Source organism: Sphingomonas kyeonggiensis, assembly GCF_014204495.1.
Lineage (GTDB): Bacteria > Pseudomonadota > Alphaproteobacteria > Sphingomonadales > Sphingomonadaceae > Sphingomonas > Sphingomonas kyeonggiensis_A.
The window spans coordinates 18,093-38,203 of record NZ_JACHLN010000001.1; the positions used below are offsets into that span (position 1 = coordinate 18,093).

General features: G+C 62.5%; 14 protein-coding genes and 1 pseudogene. 10 read left to right on the top strand and 5 right to left on the bottom strand.

Annotated elements, in window-relative coordinates:
* Positions 1 to 228: 228 nt before the first annotated feature.
* Positions 229 to 1,605, top strand: a complete 1,377-nt coding sequence (locus HNP52_RS00095; protein ID WP_184160759.1) for a deoxyribodipyrimidine photo-lyase — start codon at positions 229 to 231, stop codon at positions 1,603 to 1,605.
* Here HNP52_RS00095 and HNP52_RS00100 read toward each other — a convergent pair.
* Entirely contained in the window at positions 1,602 to 2,537 is a 936-nt protein-coding gene (locus HNP52_RS00100; protein WP_184160762.1) for an NAD(P)/FAD-dependent oxidoreductase, read from the bottom strand. The two genes, HNP52_RS00095 and HNP52_RS00100, sit on opposite strands and share 4 nt — an antisense overlap.
* A 116-nt stretch (positions 2,538 to 2,653) precedes the next feature.
* Between HNP52_RS00100 and HNP52_RS00105 the strand changes: the two genes are divergently transcribed.
* From HNP52_RS00105 to HNP52_RS00135, 6 genes and pseudogenes are all read left to right on the top strand, one after another.
* A complete protein-coding gene (locus HNP52_RS00105) occupies positions 2,654 to 3,241 on the top strand; it encodes a PAS domain-containing protein (RefSeq protein ID WP_184160765.1) in 588 nt (195 codons plus the stop codon).
* Between the two features lie 111 nt (positions 3,242 to 3,352).
* A complete protein-coding gene (ispH, locus tag HNP52_RS22990) occupies positions 3,353 to 5,212 on the top strand; it encodes a 4-hydroxy-3-methylbut-2-enyl diphosphate reductase (RefSeq protein WP_260395845.1) in 1,860 nt (619 codons plus the stop codon).
* A 40-nt stretch (positions 5,213 to 5,252) separates the two neighbouring features.
* A pseudogene (locus HNP52_RS00120) lies at positions 5,253 to 5,363 on the top strand (NAD(P)-binding protein); the annotation flags it as partial.
* A 623-nt stretch (positions 5,364 to 5,986) separates the two neighbouring features.
* Complete coding sequence (locus HNP52_RS00125; protein ID WP_184160768.1) at positions 5,987 to 6,856, top strand: NgoMIV family type II restriction endonuclease; 870 nt, start codon at positions 5,987 to 5,989, stop codon at positions 6,854 to 6,856.
* Positions 6,857 to 7,300: a very short patch repair endonuclease gene (locus HNP52_RS00130; protein ID WP_184160771.1), complete on the top strand. Its 444-nt coding sequence runs from the start codon at positions 6,857 to 6,859 to the stop codon at positions 7,298 to 7,300.
* Entirely contained in the window at positions 7,275 to 8,234 is a 960-nt protein-coding gene (locus tag HNP52_RS00135) for an HNH endonuclease (RefSeq protein ID WP_184160774.1), read from the top strand. The genes HNP52_RS00130 and HNP52_RS00135 overlap by 26 nt, the downstream gene beginning before the upstream one ends.
* Here the strand turns inward: HNP52_RS00135 and HNP52_RS00140 are convergent.
* The 3 genes from HNP52_RS00140 to HNP52_RS23240 all read right to left on the bottom strand — a co-directional run bounded on the left by HNP52_RS00140 (position 8,231) and on the right by HNP52_RS23240 (position 16,528).
* Entirely contained in the window at positions 8,231 to 9,304 is a 1,074-nt protein-coding gene (locus tag HNP52_RS00140) for a DNA cytosine methyltransferase (protein ID WP_184160777.1), read from the bottom strand. The genes HNP52_RS00135 and HNP52_RS00140 overlap by 4 nt on opposite strands.
* Before the next feature lie 628 nt (positions 9,305 to 9,932).
* A complete protein-coding gene (locus tag HNP52_RS00145; protein WP_221416059.1) occupies positions 9,933 to 11,654 on the bottom strand; it encodes a nuclease-related domain-containing DEAD/DEAH box helicase in 1,722 nt (573 codons plus the stop codon).
* A 2-nt stretch (positions 11,655 to 11,656) separates the two neighbouring features.
* Positions 11,657 to 16,528, bottom strand: coding sequence for a protein NO VEIN domain-containing protein (locus HNP52_RS23240; RefSeq protein ID WP_221416060.1), 4,872 nt, complete (start codon positions 16,526 to 16,528; stop codon positions 11,657 to 11,659).
* A gap of 269 nt (positions 16,529 to 16,797) precedes the next feature.
* On the opposite strand from HNP52_RS23240, the gene HNP52_RS00155 reads away from it, so the two are divergent.
* Genes HNP52_RS00155 through HNP52_RS00165 form a run of 3 tightly spaced genes read left to right on the top strand, consistent with a single transcriptional unit; the run spans position 16,798 to position 19,222 of the window.
* Entirely contained in the window at positions 16,798 to 17,499 is a 702-nt protein-coding gene (locus HNP52_RS00155; protein WP_184160780.1) for a PD-(D/E)XK nuclease family protein, read from the top strand.
* Between the two features lie 9 nt (positions 17,500 to 17,508).
* Positions 17,509 to 18,123: a hypothetical protein gene (locus tag HNP52_RS00160; protein ID WP_184160783.1), complete on the top strand. Its 615-nt coding sequence runs from the start codon at positions 17,509 to 17,511 to the stop codon at positions 18,121 to 18,123.
* A 19-nt stretch (positions 18,124 to 18,142) separates the two neighbouring features.
* Positions 18,143 to 19,222, top strand: coding sequence for a restriction endonuclease (locus tag HNP52_RS00165; protein WP_184160786.1), 1,080 nt, complete (start codon positions 18,143 to 18,145; stop codon positions 19,220 to 19,222).
* On the opposite strand, the gene HNP52_RS00170 is transcribed toward HNP52_RS00165, so the two are convergent.
* Positions 19,219 to 20,109: a hypothetical protein gene (locus tag HNP52_RS00170; protein WP_184160790.1), complete on the bottom strand. Its 891-nt coding sequence runs from the start codon at positions 20,107 to 20,109 to the stop codon at positions 19,219 to 19,221. The genes HNP52_RS00165 and HNP52_RS00170 overlap by 4 nt on opposite strands.
* Positions 20,110 to 20,111: the final 2 nt, after the last annotated feature.

Consider the following 20,111-nt stretch of genomic DNA (forward strand, 5'->3'; position numbering starts at 1 on the left):
TCGGCTTTCGGACTAAAAGACATATGGGGATACAGGGAATCCGAGGCTTCTTCCGGGTGGACCTATTCTGGCGGCCCACGCGTGCTGGCGCGCCGGCCAAGCCTGCCGTGGGCGTTCTTCCGCACTGCGGCGTAGGCGAAAAGGCCGGACGACCTGTCCTTAAGGGAGGATATCCGCGCCTGGCGGTGCGGGCTAGCTGGATGCCCGACCAACGGAGGCGCTCGTACGGTGTCGATTTCGCTGCTTTGGCTGCGCCAGGATCTCCGTCTAACGGACCAGCCCGCCCTCGCCGCGGCACTGGCAGCTGGGCCGGTCCTGCCCGTCTATGTCCTCGACGAGGATGCGTCCGCCGCCTGGTCGATGGGTGCCGCGCAGCGCTGGTGGTTGCGCCATAGCCTCAAGGCGCTCGACCTGAGCCTGCGCAAGCGCGGTTCGGCACTGATCCTGCGCCGCGGCGATATGGTCCGCAGTCTGGTCACGCTGGCACGCGAAACCGGCGCCGACCAGATCCATGCGATCCGCCATTATGAGCCCCGGCACCGGCTGGCGCAGCAGACGCTCGCACGCGAGGTGGAACTCCACCTGCACGAAGGAAATCACCTCACTCCGCTCGACATGGTGCGCAATGGCAGTGGCGCGCGCTATAGGGTCTTCACACCCTGGTATCGCAAGCTTTCCGAGGCCGTGCAGCCTTTGCCGCCGCTTGCCGCGCCCGACCGGATCGCGACGCCGCCGCTTCTGCCGGCATCTGATGACCTCGAGGCGTGGCAGCTCCTGCCACGCAGTCCGGACTGGTCAACCGGTTTCTCGGACTGGTGCCCTGGCGAAAAAGGCGCCTGGCGGCGCTGGCGCGATTTCGAGCGGCGGCTCGACCGCTATGCGCGCGACCGCGACTATCCCGCGATTGCGGGCACCTCGCGCCTGTCGCCTCATCTCCATTTCGGGGAAATCTCACCGCGTGTGCTCTGGTCAGCGCTGGCGGAGCGAACCGGCTCCGGGCCCGCGACCTTCCGGAGAGAACTCGCGTGGCGCGACCACGGCGCCAACCTTCTCGACCAGATGGCGGACTATCCGGACCGGAACGGGCGGGCGGCGTTCGACAAGCTGCAGTGGCGCGGCGATGCGGCGGCGGACGGCGACTTCTTGGCCTGGGCCGGCGGCAGGACCGGCTATCCGATCGTCGATGCTGGCATGCGCGAGCTGTGGCAGAGTGGATGGATGCACAACCGGGTACGGATGGTCGCGGCCTCCTTCCTCGTGAAGCACCTGCTGATCGACTGGCGCCGTGGAGAACGCTGGTTCTGGGACACGCTGCTCGACGCGGACCTCGGCTCCAATGCGATGAACTGGCAGTATGTCGCCGGGACCGGGGTCGACGCACCCGTCTTCTCGCGCATCATGGCGCCGCATCTCCAGAGTGAGAAGTTCGACATGGCCGCCTATGTCCGGCAATGGGTTCCCGAGCTCGCCTCTCTGCGGGACGCTGAAATCCACGCCTTGCATTTCGATGGAGGCGGCGCCCCGGGCTATCCGGAAAGACTGGTGGGCCATCAGGAAGCCCGTGCGCGCGCCCTTGGTGCATGGCAGGGGCTCGGGACCGACTAGCCGGTCCCGGCAACAAGGCCGGCGAGCAGGGTTCCCGAACGCCACGCGGCCTCGGCCCCCGGCCCGATCAGCCAGTCGCCGCAGGCGCCTAGGCCGAGTCGAGGGTTCCAGAGCGCGCCTTCGCCCGCGGCCCCGGACAAGCCGAAACGCCAGCGATGAATATCGCCGGCAGCGATGTCGAGCGCGCCATTCCCGACCAGACGCGTCAAGGCATCCCGCAGCGCGCGCAGAACCACAGGCGGCGCGTCGTCCAGATGCTGCCGGCTCCAGCCTGGGCAGGCCTGCACCGTCCAGGCCTGTGGCCCGGCCCTTCCCGGCTTGCCTGTTCCGCACGCGGCGAAGCGCACAATATCTGTCTTCGAGAATACAGGCGGGTCGCCGATCTCCTGCCGGAGCGCGAACATCGCGGACCAGCAGGGGGCGGATGGGGTTCCAATCGCCGCGGCTGCCATGCGCATGTCCTGGAGCGCCAGGATCGGCGCGGCCTGCTCGGCGGGCAGCGCGACGATCGCCGTGTCGAACGGACCGATCCGACCGTCTTCCTGCAGCAGATGCCAGCCGGCGGCGTCGCGCGCCATCCCGCGGACGAAGCACCCATGGGTGACACGGAGTTCTTCAGCGATCGCCCTCGGCAAGGCATTCATCGACGGGGTCCCCGTCCAGCTTGCTTCGCCGCCTTCGAGCCAGCGCGCCGCCACACCCCGAGTCGCCCAGCCCTCCAGCCAGCTGCGAAATTCCGGGCTTCCGCCATCCAGAAAGGGCGCGCCATGGTCGAAGCTCGCCGTGCCAGCGCACGTCTCCAGCCGACGCGTGGCAAGCCTGCCCCCGGGGCCGCGCCCCTTGTCGAACAGGGAGACACAAAGCCCCAGAGCCTTGAGCCGGGCGCCACAGGTCAATCCAGCGAGCCCGGCTCCGATGATCGCCACCCGCATCGATCGCCTCCGCCTTACCGCGCCCGGGAACAGCCCTGCCATCGGCACGGAAGCCGTCCAACCTGACCAAAGGGGCAATGCTTGGATTGCACATCCCGACACGCTACGTTTTGGTCATGGTGATCCTGGACATGATCGAGACGAGCGCGACCGCCGCGGTGATCAGCAACCCGCGATTGCCCGACAATCCGATCATCGCGTGCAATGCCGCGTTCCTTGCGCTGACCGGTTATTCGCAGGGGGAGGTCCTCGGGAGGAACTGCCGCTTCCTGAGCGGTCCCGCCACCGAACCGGAACTCAGCGAGACGCTGCGTGCGGGTATCCGCTCGCGCCAGCCAGTCATGGTGGAAATCCTCAATTATCGAAAAGACGGGTCCAGCTTTCGCAATGCGGTGATGGTGGCGCCGATCTTCGACGCCGAAGGCGAGGTCGAATATTTTCTCGGCTCTCAAGTCGCGCTGGCCGATCTCGACGGCGCCGGGCGCGTGCAGCGGGGCCGGGCACGCGAGCGAATTGCGACCCTCAGTCCCAGGCAGCGCGAAATCCTGATGTTGCTCTCGCGCGGCAGGCTGAACAAGCAGATCGCGCACCTGCTCCAGATTAGCGAGCGTACCGTCAAGATGCACCGCGCCGCGCTGCTGGATGCGCTTGGCGTCAACTCGAGTGCGGACGCGATCCGCATAGCCGTCGAAGCTGGCTACTGAGCGACTGCCCCTAAGTACATCTGGCATGCGGATGCGGCGAATCTAGCATCGGCCCGTTCAACACCCCGCAACGCCCTTGCCGGTCGCTGCGGGCCCTTGCCGGGAACCCGCATGACGCACGACAGCGCCGCGCTGCGCCCAGAACCCGCCAGCGGCAAGATCCTTTTGCTGGCCAATCCCCGCGGCTTCTGCGCCGGCGTCCAGCGGGCGATCGCGGCAGTCGAGGACGCGCTGTCCCTGCACGGCGCCCCCGTCTATGTCCGTCGCCATATCGTCCACAATCAGCGCGTCGTCGATCGGCTGAAGGCGCTTGGTGCGATATTCGTGTCCGAGCTGGCCGAGGTTCCGCCCGGCGCCGTCACGATCCTGTCGGCACATGGCGTTCCACAATCTGTTCTGCGCGAGGGGCGTGAACGCGGCCTTCGGACGCTCGATACGACCTGCCCCCTCGTCGCCAGGGTACATGCACATGTGCTCGATCAGTACCATGCCGGCCGCCATGTCCTGCTGATCGGGCATCAGGGTCACCCCGAAATTATCGGTACGCTGGGCCAGGTGCCGCCCGGCGCGATCTCGGTGGTGGGGTCCCCGGCGGACGTGGACGGGTTGCGGCTCGCCGACAATATCGCAGTGGCCTATGCCGTCCAGACGACCTTCGCGGTGCACGAAGCGGCGACCATCATCGCTGCCATCAAGGAGCGCTTCCGGGACGTGTCGGTCCCCCGCGCGACCGATATCTGCTACGCGACCTCCAATCGGCAGGAAGCAATCGAGGGTCTGGCGGCCCGCGCCGGACACGTAATCGTGGTCGGTGATCCGTTGTCCTCGAACGCACGCCGGCTTGTCGACGTATCGCTGGCGGCAGGCTGCCGGGATGCTCAGCTCGTGCCGGATCCCGAATCGCTCGATGGCAGCCGGCTGGCGGGGGTGGATGTCGTCGCCCTCACCGCCGCCGCCTCCGCGCCGGGCGAGGCAGTCGATGCCGTGGTCGATCGCCTTCGCGCTCTGGGTTACATGCCCGAGGAGGTCGCCGGAAGGATCGAGGCGGCCTCGTTCAAGCCGGTCTCGATGACGCCGATCGAGGAAATTTCGCTGGACGCGCGCAGCGATGCGGTTCGGCGCGACGTCGAGCGTTGCCTGGAACGCGTCCTGGTGTCGGCCTCGGCAAGCGCCCCGCCGCGGCTATGCGAGGCGATGCGCTACGCCGTCCTTGGCGGAGGCAAGCGCCTCAGGGCTCTCTTGACGGTCCTTGTCGCCGAGATGCTGGGCGCCGAATACCGGCATGCGATCTGGATCGCCGCGGCGATTGAGTGCCTCCATGCACAGTCGCTGGTCCATGACGATCTGCCCTGTATGGATGATGACGATTTTCGGCGCGGAAAGCCCAGTCTGCACCGAGCGTATGACGAAGCCACTGCGGTCCTCGCGGGGGATGCGCTCCTTGCATTGGCGTTCGAGATGCTGGCGGACGAGCGCGCCCATCCCGACCCGGCAGTGCGAGTGCGTCTGGTCGCGGCGCTCGCAAGGACCATCGGTAAGGATGGGCTAGCGCTCGGCCAGATGATGGATCTCTACCCCGAAGCCGACGCCCCGGTCGCGGAGATCGAGCGGTGCGAGCAGCTCAAGACCGGCAATCTGCTGGGGTTCTGCGTAGAGGGGGCGACACTCATCGCGGGCTGCGAGGGTCCGGATCGCGACCGACTGCTGCGCTTCTCCGAGAAGCTGGGCCTCGCCTTCCAGATCCGGGACGACATCCTCGACCGTGTCGGTTCCGCGGCGGCCATGGGCAAGCGTGTCGGCAAGGACCGTGCCGCCGGCAGGCGCACTGCCATCGAGATTCTGGGGCTGGACGGCGCAAGGCGCCGTTCGGCGTCGCTTGCCCAGTCCTGCCTCGAGGACCTCGAGCAATTCGGTGCCCGGGCCGCCCGGCTCCGCGAGATCACCGGTTTCGCGATCTCGCGCACGAACTGACCCCCCTAGGCAATATGCGTTTCCGACCTGGAATTCTCACATGACTACTGCCCTGATCATCGGAGCTGGCTTTGGCGGGCTCGCGCTTGCACTGCGCCTCCAGAGTGCCGGCATCGCGACCACCGTCGTCGAGGGCCGCGATCGCCCGGGTGAGTTCCATGACTTGCTCCTTTCTGAAATCGCACACCGGCCCCGGCGAAGGGGGTGGGCGGCAAGGAGCGAACCGGCAGTCCCGCCGAGAAAGGCGGGCCGCACCGTCAGGCCGGAACAGAGTGGAGGACCCGGCGCAGCCGGGTTGCGGCACGCCGCGGCGGGACTAAAGGGCAGCGACGCCCACCCCCTTGGCCACGGCCGGCCCCAACAACGCCGGCGCAGAGCGCCGACTTCAGATCTTCAGCGCGAAGCGCCCCCGCGCCGCAGGCGCAGCAAACATGCACTCTCGCGTTCGGACGGCCGGCACGGCGGCGTGCGCGCGCGGGCCGTGCGCCAGCCGTCGCCGTGCCCTCCGACCGAACCGAGTGTGCGACGCGGGAACAGAAAAAGCCGCGAACCCTGGCGGCTCCGTAGGAGTCCGTCAGTGTGCGCTCAATCGAACCGCGTTCCTTATCGTCGGCCCATGCCGACGCTCGCGTTATGCGATCGTCACCGCGTAAGCGGCCGAGACCGCAGGGCTCGGTGGAGCGCAGCGGAATAGAGCGCGATCGTGCGCAGCACGAAACGCACGGGATGAATGATCGGCTCGACTAGTGCGTGCGCGAATGTCAGGGATTGCGGATGAGCAGATTCACGAACGCCCGTAACGCGTACCACGCCGCGCTAAAGTCATCGAAAGTTTATGCGCTCATCGACGGTGAAGACGGCATTGCTGCGTCCAATGCTGATAAGGACAATAAGGCAAGCGTCGCAATTGCCGCCCACTTGGCGGACGCTCTCGGGGTGACGACGGTTTTGAAGAAGCGCTTGGCTGCCCAAACAGTGGGCGCTCGATTCGAAGATCATACGACCGAGTTTCTCCGGAAAACGTTCTTGCACCTGAAAGGCCTTCGCCCCGGACAATGGGACATCGACCGCGTGAGCCCGCGCGGCGGACTCAATATCGCCAGCTATGATCAATATTCTCATCTCCAGGACGTGAATGACGCGGCCGAGGACAACCCCTCGCTTCGAGTGCTCTTGGGCGAAGACTATATCATCGCGTCAGATGTCGTGATCGCCCGGCGCCCCGAGACCGATGAGAAAATCAACGCTGAAGAAGACTTGATCGACGCTTCGGTGGCCGCTCGCACTGCCATGCGCAGCGTGAACACGGACAAGCCCTCGCTGCACGCTTGTGTCTCATGCAAATGGACTATGCGCAGCGATCGAGCCCAGAATTCCCGGTACGAGGCGCTACGCCTCATCCGAAGTCGCAAAGGCAGGGTACCGCACTTGGCCGTGGTTACTGCGGAGCCGCTTCCGTCGCGCCTGGCGTCCATCGCGCTGGGCACAGGAGATATCGACTGCGTTTATCACATTGCCCTGCCGGAACTCATCAATGCGGTCGAGAGTCTCGGACAAAGCGAGGCTGCCTCGCTTTTATCGCTCATGGTCGAGGGCCGTAGATTGAAAGACATCGCGGACCTGCCGCTCGACTTGGCAATCTAGGTGGACCGGATCTCTTCGGAGAAACGCAGTGCCAACATGCGGGCGGTTCGCAACCGTGACACCAAGCCGGAAATCCGCGTCAGGAGCATACTTCATCGCGCGGGCTACCGCTTCAGACTTCACCGACGCGATCTGCCGGGTTCGCCGGACATAGTCCTACCCAGATACGGGACAGCAATTTTCGTTCATGGCTGTTTTTGGCACGGGCACGAGGGATGTCGACGGTCGAAACTTCCCTCGACCCGCACCGACTTTTGGCAAAGCAAGATCGGGCGCAACAAGGAGCGGGATGAAACTGCGAGGGCGGCACTTATTGAACGCGGCTATCGGGTCGTGACTCTCTGGGAATGCGAACTTAACAGTGCAGCTTTCATCTTAGAGCACGTGAATGACGTGACCGGGCGAGGCGAACGATCGGATGGCGAGGCGACCACGGCAGAATGACTCGGAAGCGCTTCGGCAGGGACTGATCGACCTACTCACCAATTTCGAACATCACCTGCGGAACAGCGGGCTACGTGACCAGGTCCGGGCGCTGGTACCCGCGCACAAGCAGCTCCAGGACTTGGGCTCCTCGCTTGTGCCGCACGGCGCGCAACTTTCGGCGCGCGAACGCATCCTCGCCTATCTTCGCGCATTTCCTCGACAAGTGATCGACGGCGACGAGCTCATGATAGTCGCCGGCATCAGTGAATATGCCCGGCGTCTGCGTGAACTAAGGGTGGAGGAAGGCTGGCCGATCCTGTCCGGAATGACGGCTCGGGAACAACGTGAGGCCGACGAGGATGGAGGCAATGCGCTCGACCTTCCACCCGCAATGCGCCCGGATCAATATATGCTGCAGGAGGATCGCCAGGACCGCGACGCGGCGCACCGTTGGAACATGGCAAACCAGATCCGGAAGAGTGATGCGGGCGTGCGGGACAAGCTTCTCCGCTTCTTCCGCGCGAATGTCGGCAAGCCGATTACGTCTGAGGAGCTTCGATACGTTGCGGGCAATGTCAGCGAATGGGCGCGTCGGACCAGGGAACTTCGCACCGAGGACGGTTGGCCGGTAGTCACACGGACAAGCGGAGATCCTTCACTCCCTGTCGGCGTCTATGTCCTCATGCGCGATGAGCAAGCGCCCGCCCATGACCGTCATATTCCGGAAATCGTGCGTCGCGAGGTCATGCGTCGAGACAATTGGTCATGCCGCTGGAAAGGGTGTGGCTGGCCGCACGGTTTCCCCGAAACCGATCACCGGTATCTCGAAGCCCATCATATCAAGCAACACGCGCATGGCGGCGCAAATACCGCCGATAATCTCGTCACATTGTGCAACCTGCACCATGACGAGACTCATCGGACCGGGGTTTTGGATATTGAGCCGCTCTAAGCAGCGGCTCTCATTTTGCCGTCGAGAACCTGGCGCACCACCGAGGCGATCGCACCGGCGAGGGGCGGCGGGACGGCATTACCGATTTGGCGCGCAATTTCGACCTTGGAACCGACGAACTCGAAATCGTCAGGAAAGCCCATGATGCGAGCTGCCTCGCGATGCGTGATAGGACGGTCCTGATCCGGATGCAGGTATCGCCCCTTCTCCGGTTTGAAGAACTCGGTACGAATCGTAACTGAGGGGCGATCCCACCAAAGCCTGCCGAACAGGTCGGTGCCGCCCGAGGTCTTCCGAATCCAACAATCAGGGGTGATCTCAGGCGCATTGCGCTGCAGGTCGAAACGGTTACCGCCCGGCGGAACGGCTTTGTATCGCTTCAGGCTTTTCTCCGTGGGTGTCCGGCCGAAGTGCAGATTAAGCGGTGCTTCCGTCGAACGAATCTCGGTTCCAACCGGCGCGGGAAGGTCGGCGATTACATCGCGCACTGTCCGCCACACCGGGAGATTTGTGATGGAATTGGGTTGGGCATGCGTGGGCAGAGGCGGGAACTGGGGAGCCGCCATGTCACGCTTATATCCGATGATCACCGTACGCTTTCGCGTCTGCGCAGCGCCATAGTCGGCCGCGAGCAGAATTTCCTTCACGGTGTCGAAGCCGAGCTTACGCGCGTGCTTCTCAATCTCCGCACACTCCGGAGATTTCAACAGTTCCGCGACATTCTCGATCACGAACATCGACGCACCGCTGCGCTCAACGACGTCCATAAAGGGCAGCCACAAAGCGCGTCTGCTGTCGCCTGCGCGACGCTTATTCAAGAGGCTGAAGCCTTGGCACGGCGGCCCTCCGATCACAACGTCGGCGGCAGGAATCGGTCGATTCGAAGAGACCCACTCTTCGATATCGCCACAATCTGCATGAGGACCAAAATTTGCCCGGTGCGTTTCAACAGCCGCAGCGTCGAAATCCAGCGACCAAACACTCTCGAAACCGCCGCAGAACCTGCGATCAGTGAAGCCGAGCGTGAGACCGCCTGCGCCAGAAAACAAGTCAATAAGACGGTATGCCAAGCTGCCCTCCGCGCACGCTACCTCTCAAGGGATTTCTCCCCGAACAGCCACGAGTGCCTACATCGCCTTAGCGGGACACGCAATGGTTCTTCATATGTTCCATTCGCATAATTCTCGCCTCCTCCAGATTTAAGAGGCCTGAGTGTCGAACGAAGCGGGCAGACGCAGAGCTCGCTCGCTGCGAGATCCGGCGAGCGGGCATATCAAAAATAGCACGGCAGATTCCCCATCGGCTTGCAGGTGATTCGATCGCTTGTGATGAGCTGCCTAAACAAAGCCCGCCCCTTCCGCCTTGGCGTTAAAGCCGGTCGGTCCATTCAAAGGAGTCCTAAAGTGCCGGGTCGCTGACAGCTCCGTGGGATGCGTCGGCGTGTGCTCAATTGATTCCCGCGTTCCGATTGATCGGCCCGGCTAATCTCACGTCAGCGATCGCCACCGCGACAGCAGCCGAGACTCAAAGAAGGGCGGCTCGGTGGAGCGCAGCGCGGTCGCACGAAGACGCGAGACACCACCTCCGTTCTTAACTCAACGAGTGTAATTGGTTTCAGAATCCGGGGAGCAAATCGCATTTTCATCAGGGATATTGGACACCCTTCGATGACCATCGCCGAGCATGCGATTGCGCGAGTCAGCCGACGCTTGCTTTCACCAGGCGGTCGCAGGTGTCCTTAGTCCCGCAAAGATACAGCAAAGACTTGGCGCGCGACATGCCGACATAAAGGATTTCGCGGTCGATAACCGGGTCGCAGCCGTCCAACCCCCAGAGGATGACAATAGGGCGTTCCAATCCCTTGAAACGCGCCACCGAATCGACGGTAACGGATCCGGGCCTGTAACCTTCAAGTCGGCCCCAATTCGCCTGCTTGGGAATGGTCGTACGCAGCAACGCGCGTTCGCAATCTTGGCGGTCGCGCGCATTGCAGAGAAGAACGCCGATATCGTGGGGAGCAACGCCCTCTTCGGCCACAAGCTTGGTCACGAGGTTAGAAATGGCAGCCGCCTGCCGGGCGCGATCCGGCGAAACAAGAAGTTCAACGGCTTTGCCGGCAATCGCCGGCGCTTCGATGGTGTCACCGCGATAGTAACGATAAGCGGCGGCGTGAATCGGTGCGGTGTTTCGACAATTCCTGTCGAGAAACAGTGGTGCTCCATCGATCGGGATTGCCGCAGAGCGGCGGTAAATATCCTGATTCTCGTCTAGAAAGACATACAGAAGCCCGTCGGCATGGTCCGAAAGCAGGAGCTCGATCGGCATCCAGAATTCGTCACCAAAGTCCTGTCCCTCATCGACGATGATCGCGTCGTAACTGAAGCCGAACAAGTCGACCGCCAACGCAAGTGCGATAGGCTGGTGGTGGTCGTATTCGTTTCCCAGCGGGTAATCGTGTTGCGCCTCCGCGACGAGATCGCGCCCGAATTCGATCCGGGCCCTTTCGATCCAACGACGGCACAATTGATGAAAGGTGGCGACCTCAAGACCCTCGACGTCCGCAGAAAGCTCGCGGAGGTGGTCTGCGAGGCCTCGGTTGTAGCATAGCAGCAAAGTGCTCAGCCCGTGCTCGGCAGAGCGCACCGCCTTTTGTCGTGCGATCAGAGTTTTGCCGGTGCCAGCGCCGCCAGCCACCATGACTCTACGATGGCGGCTTAGCATATCCAAAATGACGGACTGCCGCTCTGTCAGCGTAATGCGCCGCTCTTCTTCTTCTGCCAGGCGCGCGGACAGTAGGGCGCGTGTGGTACCAACTCTTGCGAAGATACGGCGAACTGTCTCTATTCCGCGCGTGCCGATCACTGAAGCACTCGATGCTGTTGTCGGTTCGGCCCAGAAATCATGGAGCCCTTCTACCCAAGCCGAGATCGCAGAAAGTGTGCGGCGGTCGCCTATAATCTGTCGCGGCGCATCCGGCCCCTGCAAGCGGTCTGCGTCGTCGACATCAGGGAAGACGACGCCATGTCCGAGTGTGAACCGGCCGATGCCGAGCTTCTGCCAGAGGGGGCTTTCCTTAAGCTTCTCAAGGATCGCGAACTTGCCCTTCTTGGCCTGCTCGAATGGATTGCCGATGACATGCTCGACGTCATTGCGGTCGGTGGATGTCCAGTTACGCCCCGCATAATCCAATGCGATCCTGCCACCCTTCACCTCCACGATCAGCAGGCCGCGCCGGGGGTGACAGATGAGAAAGTCGACCTCGCCATCCCGAGGGCCCGCACCTCGCGGCTTTGCGATCCAGGCAACCGAGTGAAGCACGAGGTATTCGTCACTCAAACCGGATCGAAGGGCATCGTAGAGACGCCGCTCTCCCGCGGATTCAGCATGCATAGATTCAGGTGGTGGAATGCAGATCGCCATAGTCAGTTCATGAACTCAAGGCTTGAATTATAGGGAATGAGCTTGCGCCCCTCATGACCGAAGTCGACGAGCAGGGTAACGCCGATGCCGCGACGGTTGATCTGTTCGATCGTACCCACGCCCCAGACCGCGTGACGCACTTTGACGCCTACCTCAAGGTTGAGTTCCGCCGCTGCAACGGCTTCCTCGATTGCGCCCTTCCAGCCATGGTCAAACCAGTATTCGATGACTTTCGAGAAGGGGTTGGCAATCGCACTGACGCGGTGGTTCTGCCGATCGCGAGCGAACTCAACGACGTAGAGCCAATATTCCTCGGGGTGGCGTCGGGCCATATCGAACTGGACATGGGAGAGTTTTATGCCGCGTTCCGTCCATTCGCCGTCCAGACCCTTCACTTCAATGAGCCGCCGCGACGCGCCATCGGGCAACGCCGAGACGATGTCGAAACCGGGATTATTATGCGGCTGCTCTACCGGGGTGCGGCCGCACCGCTGCTCATATTTCATCACCGCTTCGATTGCCGCAAGGTCGATCTGCGAGGCGAAGTCGTCGGTGCCATCTCCGGTTTCTCCGGTCGTTCCCTCCCGCGGCGACGCGTTGACATAGGATAGCATTCGCGATCGGCGCTGTTCTCGTTCGGCTCGTGTGGGGCCTCGTCTCGAGCGATATGCTTCGCCGCCTCCCGTGCTTGGCGGCGTTGTATCCGGATTTCCCGGAGCGCTCTCCGTGCCGAAGCTGCCATCGTCGGAGCGGGATGCAAACGGCGTTTCCTCCGTTCTGGTGGCTGCTTCTCCGGCACTTGGCTCGCTACCGGAAGAGGGATCAACAGCTGGCTCTTCGTGGATATGATCCTCAGCGGCGCTATTCCGTTGCGGCTCGGTCTCCTCCTCTGCGTTCCGATCTTCGAGGTCTTCGCCATCATGATCGATCTTGCCGTCATCGGTTGGGGCGTCTTCGCGGGTATCGGCGTCCGGACCGACCGCTCCATCCGGTACCCCGGCCCCCACGTCCCCGGGCTCGCTCTCGTCCTCCTCGCTCGAAGCAACGGAGTCTTCGACGTCATGCAGTTCCTCGGTTTCGGGCAGGTCTTCGTATTCCCCTTGAGGCGCGCGGTAATTGGCGTTGCGAAGCGCGCGCTCTGCTTCCTCCCATGTCGGCAGCGTCGCCACGAAGGCAGCGGTCATGATGACCGGTGGCATATCGATGCCGAAGTACAACTGCTCGAGGGGCGCGAAGAGTGCGCGGAAGGCAGCGGTCCAGTCGATCGGAATACCCGGAGCAGACCGTACGTAGAGGGCACTGGATTCCGGGTCGAAGAATGCCTCCGCCTGGCTGGAGGGCGAGCGCACCGGCGGATCATAGTCGAGTATCTCGACATTAAGCTGGAGACTTCCGGCGCGGCGGACTTCCACACGTGCGAGGATCGACCGCAGCCGGTCGCGGAATTCCGCATTTGGCGCAAGCCAGAGTAGAAGATCGCCGCGCGACTGCAGGCGCTCCGTTGCTTCGGGGTCGGACACGCTGCTTGGAATCTCGGCCAGCGCGAGCTTCGCTATGCTAGACAGGCGCGGTACTCGGAGTTCTTTGAACAGGCGGGCTGCGGCAAGACGCGAAACATGCGGTGGAGCAACCAGACGCTCGTCCAGTGCTCCGGCAAACGGATCCGAAAGAAGATCCGAATCTCGCCAGACCGCTTCGTCCAGCCAGATGCTCTCTCCCAGCATATTCAGCAGGAGCGGGCCCTCTTCGAGGCCGCCGAACAAGTCGCGCGTCTCGCTGTCATCATGTTCGAGCGCGTCGGCAAGCCAGGCGAGGCAACGCTCATGGACAATTGCGTCCTCGTCACCGACCGGTGGATGCGCGGCAATCTCGCCGAGCAGTGCCAGATGGTGGCGAGCAACTGGGGCATCCGTTACGCCCAGCCGCCGGTAGAGCGCTTCGCGCTGTCGCATTCTGACACTCGGTGCATGCCAGTGCCCGCGGAAATGGGTAGGGTCCCAAAATACCTGATCAGACCGCAGATAGCGTTTGAGGTCAGGGTCGTAGATGAACGCCTTGTCCGCAAGTCGGTCGATGCAACCTGCATCGTCGGAATTCAGCCGTTCGCTGAGCATGGCGTACACCACGTCGGAGGCGGCGATGTCGTTTGCCATGCAATGTTCGAGATGGGCGACGACAGCCTCGGTCGGAGGCTCTTCCTTCATGCCCAGAAAGTCGAGGAATTCGGTCAGCGTGCGCCCCGCCTGCGTGCCACCACGCAATGCCGGCAGATCGACGATACGAACCTGCGACGCATAGCCGGCCGCGCGGAAGGGCCGGTACACCAGAGCTGGCGAATAGCGAGTGTTTGCAACGCGCTCGCCGTCCAGCGATGCCGGCAGCCAAGGGATGACTTTCAGACGTTCGAGTACGGCTCGCTCGTCCGATGAGAGCCGATCGAATCGATCGAGAATATGGCGGACGATCGGCTGCGTGCGCGTCGCGATTTCGTCGATGGTGCAGGTCCCGGCGATCTCCTCTATCCGGGCGACGAGATGGCCGACGGAAACTGTCCGGCGCATTCCGAGACGATCCTCGAGAAGATCCTGCAGCCGAGCAGCGTCGCGTCCGGCCGGCATCCAGTCTTCATCGACGAAGAAGTGCGGTTCTGCGCCGAGTTGAGCCTCGATGGCCGCCGTCCAATAATAGCAGTCGCGGGGTCTGGCATATTGCCCGGCCCGCGTGCGGACGAATGCTCGCTCGGCCAATGACAGCAGACCACCCTCGGCATCGAGCTCCGCGCGATGTTCGAGTACCTGAGCGAGCAGCGAGACATATTGTTCCCTGCTCGGATTGCCGCGGAGGATCTCTTCGAGATGGTCGTCGACATATGCCTTGAAGGTGAGAACTTCGACTTGGAGTACATCTCGCGCCAGCGCACGCATGCGCTCGGACATGATCGCGGTATCGATCAGCTCGAAGTGGCCAATTGGATCGACGAAGCCGCCGGGCAGTTGCCCGCGCGAAGGCGTGACGAAGCCCGACTTAGTTCGCAGGATGGGAACGTCGACCAGGCGCTGGCCGCCCGCTTCGACATCGCCGTGCGCAGCGAAGGTGACCAGCAGATCGTAGAAGCGGCGAACCTCTACTTCGCTGACTCCGATCGTCGTCGCGGCCTTTTCCTCATCGGAAAGCGCTGCCCCGATGTCCGATGCAAAGCTGGGGAACCGATAGAGATCGACAGTTTCGGACAGTGTCGGCAACAACAGGAGTTCTTCATGTACGATCGGAACATCCGGCAGAAGCCGGTGAATGTCCGCAGCGGAAATCCCGCTCGGGGGACGCCACAATTCGTTGATCGTCGATGGAGTGTTCGCGACATCGAGCACAAACCGCACAGCCTTCAACCGGTTGATCTGCGCCGGCAGATCCAGTCGTGTCCTGGATTGCTGCAGGACCTCGTCGACCGCCGCCCAGAGCGCCACGAGCGGCGCGCCGTTGCCTTCGACCGGTCGCATGGCCTCAAGCGCGGATATGACGGCCGGCAACCGTAGCGCTGATGCGTCCAACGCAAGGAACATGGTCCAGAAGCTGCGCAGGTCAGGGTGCAGGAGCTTGAGGCCGGTCGATGCAAGTGCGGCCTGCCCCTCGGGACTCATCTGTTCGGGGAGAACACAGTCGCCTGGCCGTGCGAGCCCGCCGTTCACGGTCAGGACGCAATTGGAGGCCTTGGCGACTATGTGAAGTTCGCTCCAGAAGGACTGGAAGGATCGATTCTCGCGAAGGCCATAAGCGGCGTTCGCCAGAGCCCAGAAGCGTGCGTGCCCGAGTAAATCGCGGATTTCTTCGAAATTCTCGGCCAAGGCTCGTGCCGCCGTGTCGAGCAGGAGTTCGTTCCAATAGCGCTCATGCTGCTCGCCGCTGAGCGTGATCATGCGGCGCGTCGGATGAGGGAAGAAGTCTGCGTTGATGTGGAGCGGCAGGCCTGATCCCTGTTCGGTCGGCAGAAAAGCGTAAAGCAGCCCCTCCAGCGGCTCGGCGTGAAGCGGCAACGCGATAGTCACCTCAGGCGATCGATCGAGCTCCGCTAGAGTCGGGAAATCGTCGAAGATCTGGCGCGAGAGAGCGAGGTCGGAAGCGTTGCGGGTGAACAGCTTCCACCGCTCGGTGCGCCCTTCGGGATGAATTTCGAGCGTTACGATCCCGCCGTCGCGCGCGATCGATACCGACTGGACCGGGGCGCCATTCTCGAGGAGCTCGATTGTGTGCAGCCGCCGAAGGAAGAACAGGCCACGGGTCATGACTTCCACGATCGCATCGACCACCAGCGCAACGACGTCCGGCGGCGTTGGAGAGGCATTGAGCGCCGTGCGGGTGTCAGAAGCCATTGCGGCCCAAGCGAGTTCGAATTCGGTGCCGGGGTGAGGCGGGACGATCTTGGTGGCGCCCGCTCCATCGATTGGAATGAGCTGCATCTCGATGCCGATAGAGCGTACGATGGGAGCGTCGGTTATCTGGTATACCGAGACGAAACCGATGCCGAAGCGACCGATCTGCGATGCCACCCGGACCTTGTTTCGGCTCCCCATCCGCGAAATTGCGTGGAAGTTGCAGGCTCGCTTATGACCTTCGGGATCACCGTCTCTTTCCCATGGGCAGCGCGCTTCGGTCAGCCCGCAAGTCGAGAACTCCGCGCTATTGTAGACGAATAGGGCGGTATCGCAGACGTCGAAACGCAATGTTCCCGCGCCGGCGTCGTCGGCATTCTGGATAAGCTCCAGCGCCATCACCCCGAAACCTTGAAGACCAGCCAGGGCCTGCTGAATGTTCCCAAGGAGGTCTGCTTCGTAGTTCAGCCTGATGGGCTGCTGAAACGCTTCGGGCTCAACTTTCACCGTGCATCACTCCCCCGCAAGGACGGCTGGCATCCTCGTCGCCATTTCGATCTTATCGTTTCCCCCTCACGCAGATATCTTACGACACTGGCGCAGATATTCGCTGAATAGCAGCGGCCAATGCACAGCGGTAGGAAACAAACCGCCGGATCCGAGCCAAATCTGCGGCTGGGCATAAACGAAAGGGGCCAAACCGGTGCGACATCGTCGCACAAGCTTGCAGTGGCACGAATGATTGCTAACCCAGCCGCATGGTAGGGGTGGCCTCAATGTCGGCGATGCCGCGGTTCTCGGCAGCAGAGCTTCAGGCTGCGCTGCGCACCTTTGCGCCACTCAAGGCCGGGCTGGCGCGCGATGTATTTCAGCAGCCGTATCCTTTGGGGCGCGTCATTGAGGCGTTTGCTAGCCTGCGGGCACCGCTGGCCCGAGCGAGGCTCCAAGGCGGGATCATCAACCCATGGGTGATCGCGGGGCTTCGGCGAGATGAGGTGCGCGTGGCACAAGCACTTGCCGGCCTTTGGACGCTCGAGCTTGGGGGTGCTGCCTCACGCAGGTTCCTTGCCGGCTGCCTGGCCGCCTGCATCGTGGATATTGATTGGGAGGCTGAGCTTGCTACCGGTTACCGGGTCGCTAGCGAGATCAGTCCATTAGGTGTGCACACCGAGCGAATCGACCTCACCATCGAGACGGCGAGGCATATCGTTGGTATCGAGATGAAGATCGACGCCGCTCTCGGTCCCCGTCAGCTTGAGCGCTATGTCGAGGCGATTTCCGCACGTGCTCGCTGGCAGCACGCGACAGGCCACATCGTGTTGCTCGCGCCGTTTTCGAGCGAGCTTGACCAGGTCTTGCATCTATCCTGGCCGACAGTGGCAGAGGCTGCGTTCTCAAGCGCTGGACGGCAGAGCAGCAAGCAAAGCTTCGCCGAGCAGCTTATCGTCAGCTTTGGCGACTATCTAGGAACCCTCTAGGAGGAGCTCATGACCGACCCAGCTGTGAGCGGCGCAATCGCTCGCCATATCGAGGAGCTCGAAGTTGCGCTCCGCCACGCCACGAATGTCATGGATAGGATGCTCGGCAGGGAGGCCGGGCGCATTATCCAGCGCAAGATGAAGGCATTCGGCTGGGACGGTGAGATCGACGAGGAGCTAGATCCCGTCTGCTGGGTTGCACAAAAGTCGTGGCGCACCGCAGGCGGGACCAATGACGCGTTCGACCTTTACATCAACTTTGAGGGCACTGATTGCAACGACGGACAGCCTCCCGAGACTTGGGTGGGTCAGTTCATGGGCTTTGCCGGGTCCGGCATGCAGCTCGTGCTTGGCAGCAACGCGCTCGGCCGCGCAAAGTGGAAATCTGTGTTGCGCGAGCAAGTCGAGCTTGTCGATCAACTCATGAACTCGGGCTTCCGCTGCGACGCTCGGGAGGGGCGTCTCGCCGTGGCGGTCCAGATTGACAAGGAAGCATTGATCAGCGGTTTTGAGGACGGCGACGTGGCGGAGGCGCTGCTGCCGATCGAGGCCGCTATCGATCGTATCCACGCAGCCGAGCCTATTCTAGACCGCCTGGTTGCGGCGATCCGGGCAAAGATATGACGATGATGGAGGAAATGCCTTGGTAGAGCAGCGCAACCTGTCGTCGCTAGCGTTTAGGCTCGAGCGTTTCACTTTCGATCTCTTCAAGCTTCAAGGGTTCGAGGTCGCGCTGCCCGAGAGCGATCGCGCTTGGGGGCATGATCTCATGGTCGACACAGGCAGGGCGCTCGCAGTCGTGGAGGTCAAGCTCTACAGTTCGAGCACACCAGCCTCGCGCAATATCATCGTGGCGCTGGATTACCTTGAACGAAGCCGGATCGCCAATGGCGCTGCCTTCGGAATCCTCGTCACCAACAGCCGTCTCGCGCCGTCGCAGCGTAGCCGGCTAGAGAGTTTCCCGGCGCTCCGCGTTTACGACATCGACATTCTCGCAGGGCTTGCCCAAGGTCATCCCAGCCTGGCGGCGGAGCTCGAGGAGATAAGCCGGAGCGCGCTAGTCTTCCGAGGCGAGGATCTGCCAATCGCCGAGCCGGTGGATCCCGCAAAAACTCTCGCGGAGCTTATGGAGGGCGATCTGCCTGAGTTGGCAGAGCCGGAGGAATTGCCTGTCGCGCCGCCACCCGAGCCTCCCAAGCGCGGCGCAGATCTCTGCGCGGATATTCACGGTGTTGGCAAGTCGGTGGCGAAGCCGTTCGAGGAGGCTTGCGAGGCGGCTGTCCGCTGGCTGTTCGAAGACGAGCTGATCGCATTTGACGATCAGCATGAATCGCACACCGGACACAATATCTTTGACCTAGTAGCCCGCATCGCCTCGAAGGAAGACTTCTGGCAAGCGCTCATCAGTGATTTCAGGGCACGCTACATCGTCTTCGAGTTCAAGAACTACAGCAAGCCAATTCGCCAGCGCGAGATCTACACTACGGAGAAGTACCTCTATCCGATCGCGATGCGGGGTGCCGCAATCATTGTTTCCCGCCACGGCGCTGATGCCGGGGCCGACGCCGCCATGCGCGGCGCACTTCGGGAAAGCGGCAAACTTATTCTCAGCCTATCAGTGAAGGAGCTCTGCAGCATGCTGCACGCCCGCGATGCAGGCAGCGACCACCTGGCGACGCTCGTCAGCAAGCTCGATGACATGCTTATGGGGCTGGAACGCTAGTTGAGCTGATAGGAGTGAAGCTTCCAGGCCCCGTCCTCGCGAGTGAGAAGGGTCGTCTCCAGAGCCGACGCGCCATTGTCGAGCTTCGCGTTCGCCAGGCTGAGGATCATTTCGACCGGGCCATAGCCCTCCGGGCGCTTCGCCTGGTCGATGATAATCTGATCGATGGGGTCACGAGATACTATGTGGCGGGTCAGACGTCGCAGCTGCCTTATTGTCGCGAGAGGCGAGCCATTCCGAGGCAAGCGAGGAAGATAGTCTTGAATGAAGGTATCAGGTTCGTCGGCGCCTAGATGCCCTATCACCTCGTTGACCGCCCGAAGCGCATCGCGCTTCGCATCGGCAAGATTGGCAACGCTCCAATAGCGCGTTCTCCACGCCACTGTCTGGCCGTCTCCTGTGTCGATCAGATGAGCACCATCGATTGATAGCCTTGCATGGAAGTCGCCCTTAAATATCTGCGGATCGGCCTCGCACCCGATCGGGTGGCAGCCGCTATAGTATCCGTCGAAGGCGAGGCTGGCGTCGGCCAGGATTCGCGGATCGCCCTGCCAGCTCCTTATCCTGAGGAAAACGGAACCTGGCTCGGCCTGGCCGTCGAGCTTGCACTGCATCCCTGCATTATGAACGATGTGGCCCCAAGTCTGATTCATGTAGAGGATGGACAGCGCGCCGGAGCCGGGACGGCGTTCAACAGCGTATTTCCTACGTGTGGTCAGTATGGCGGCGCAGGCTCCATCATTCCAATTCCGTATCTCATCAAGGTCGTTGGACTCCCAGCTCCCGAGATAGGCATCGCCGAGCGTCGCGGTGGGCGCCGCCTGCGCAGCCACCGCGCAAGGCGCGCAGGTCAAAACCACAGCTGCGAATATAAAGACATGCTTCATTG

Bases quoted from the DNA above. Each gene is read 5' to 3' on its own strand.
- HNP52_RS00100 (WP_184160762.1), bottom strand. From the start codon at position 2,537: ATGCGGGTGGCGATCATCGGAGCCGGGCTCGCTGGATTGACCTGTGGC.
- HNP52_RS00105 (WP_184160765.1), top strand. From the start codon at position 2,654: ATGGTGATCCTGGACATGATCGAGACGAGCGCGACCGCCGCGGTGATC.
- ispH (WP_260395845.1), top strand. From the start codon at position 3,353: ATGACGCACGACAGCGCCGCGCTGCGCCCAGAACCCGCCAGCGGCAAG.
- HNP52_RS00125 (WP_184160768.1), top strand. From the start codon at position 5,987: ATGAGCAGATTCACGAACGCCCGTAACGCGTACCACGCCGCGCTAAAG.
- HNP52_RS00135 (WP_184160774.1), top strand. From the start codon at position 7,275: ATGGCGAGGCGACCACGGCAGAATGACTCGGAAGCGCTTCGGCAGGGA.
- HNP52_RS00145 (WP_221416059.1), bottom strand. From the start codon at position 11,654: ATGGCGATCTGCATTCCACCACCTGAATCTATGCATGCTGAATCCGCG.
- HNP52_RS00155 (WP_184160780.1), top strand. From the start codon at position 16,798: ATGTCGGCGATGCCGCGGTTCTCGGCAGCAGAGCTTCAGGCTGCGCTG.
- HNP52_RS00160 (WP_184160783.1), top strand. From the start codon at position 17,509: ATGACCGACCCAGCTGTGAGCGGCGCAATCGCTCGCCATATCGAGGAG.
- HNP52_RS00170 (WP_184160790.1), bottom strand. From the start codon at position 20,109: ATGAAGCATGTCTTTATATTCGCAGCTGTGGTTTTGACCTGCGCGCCT.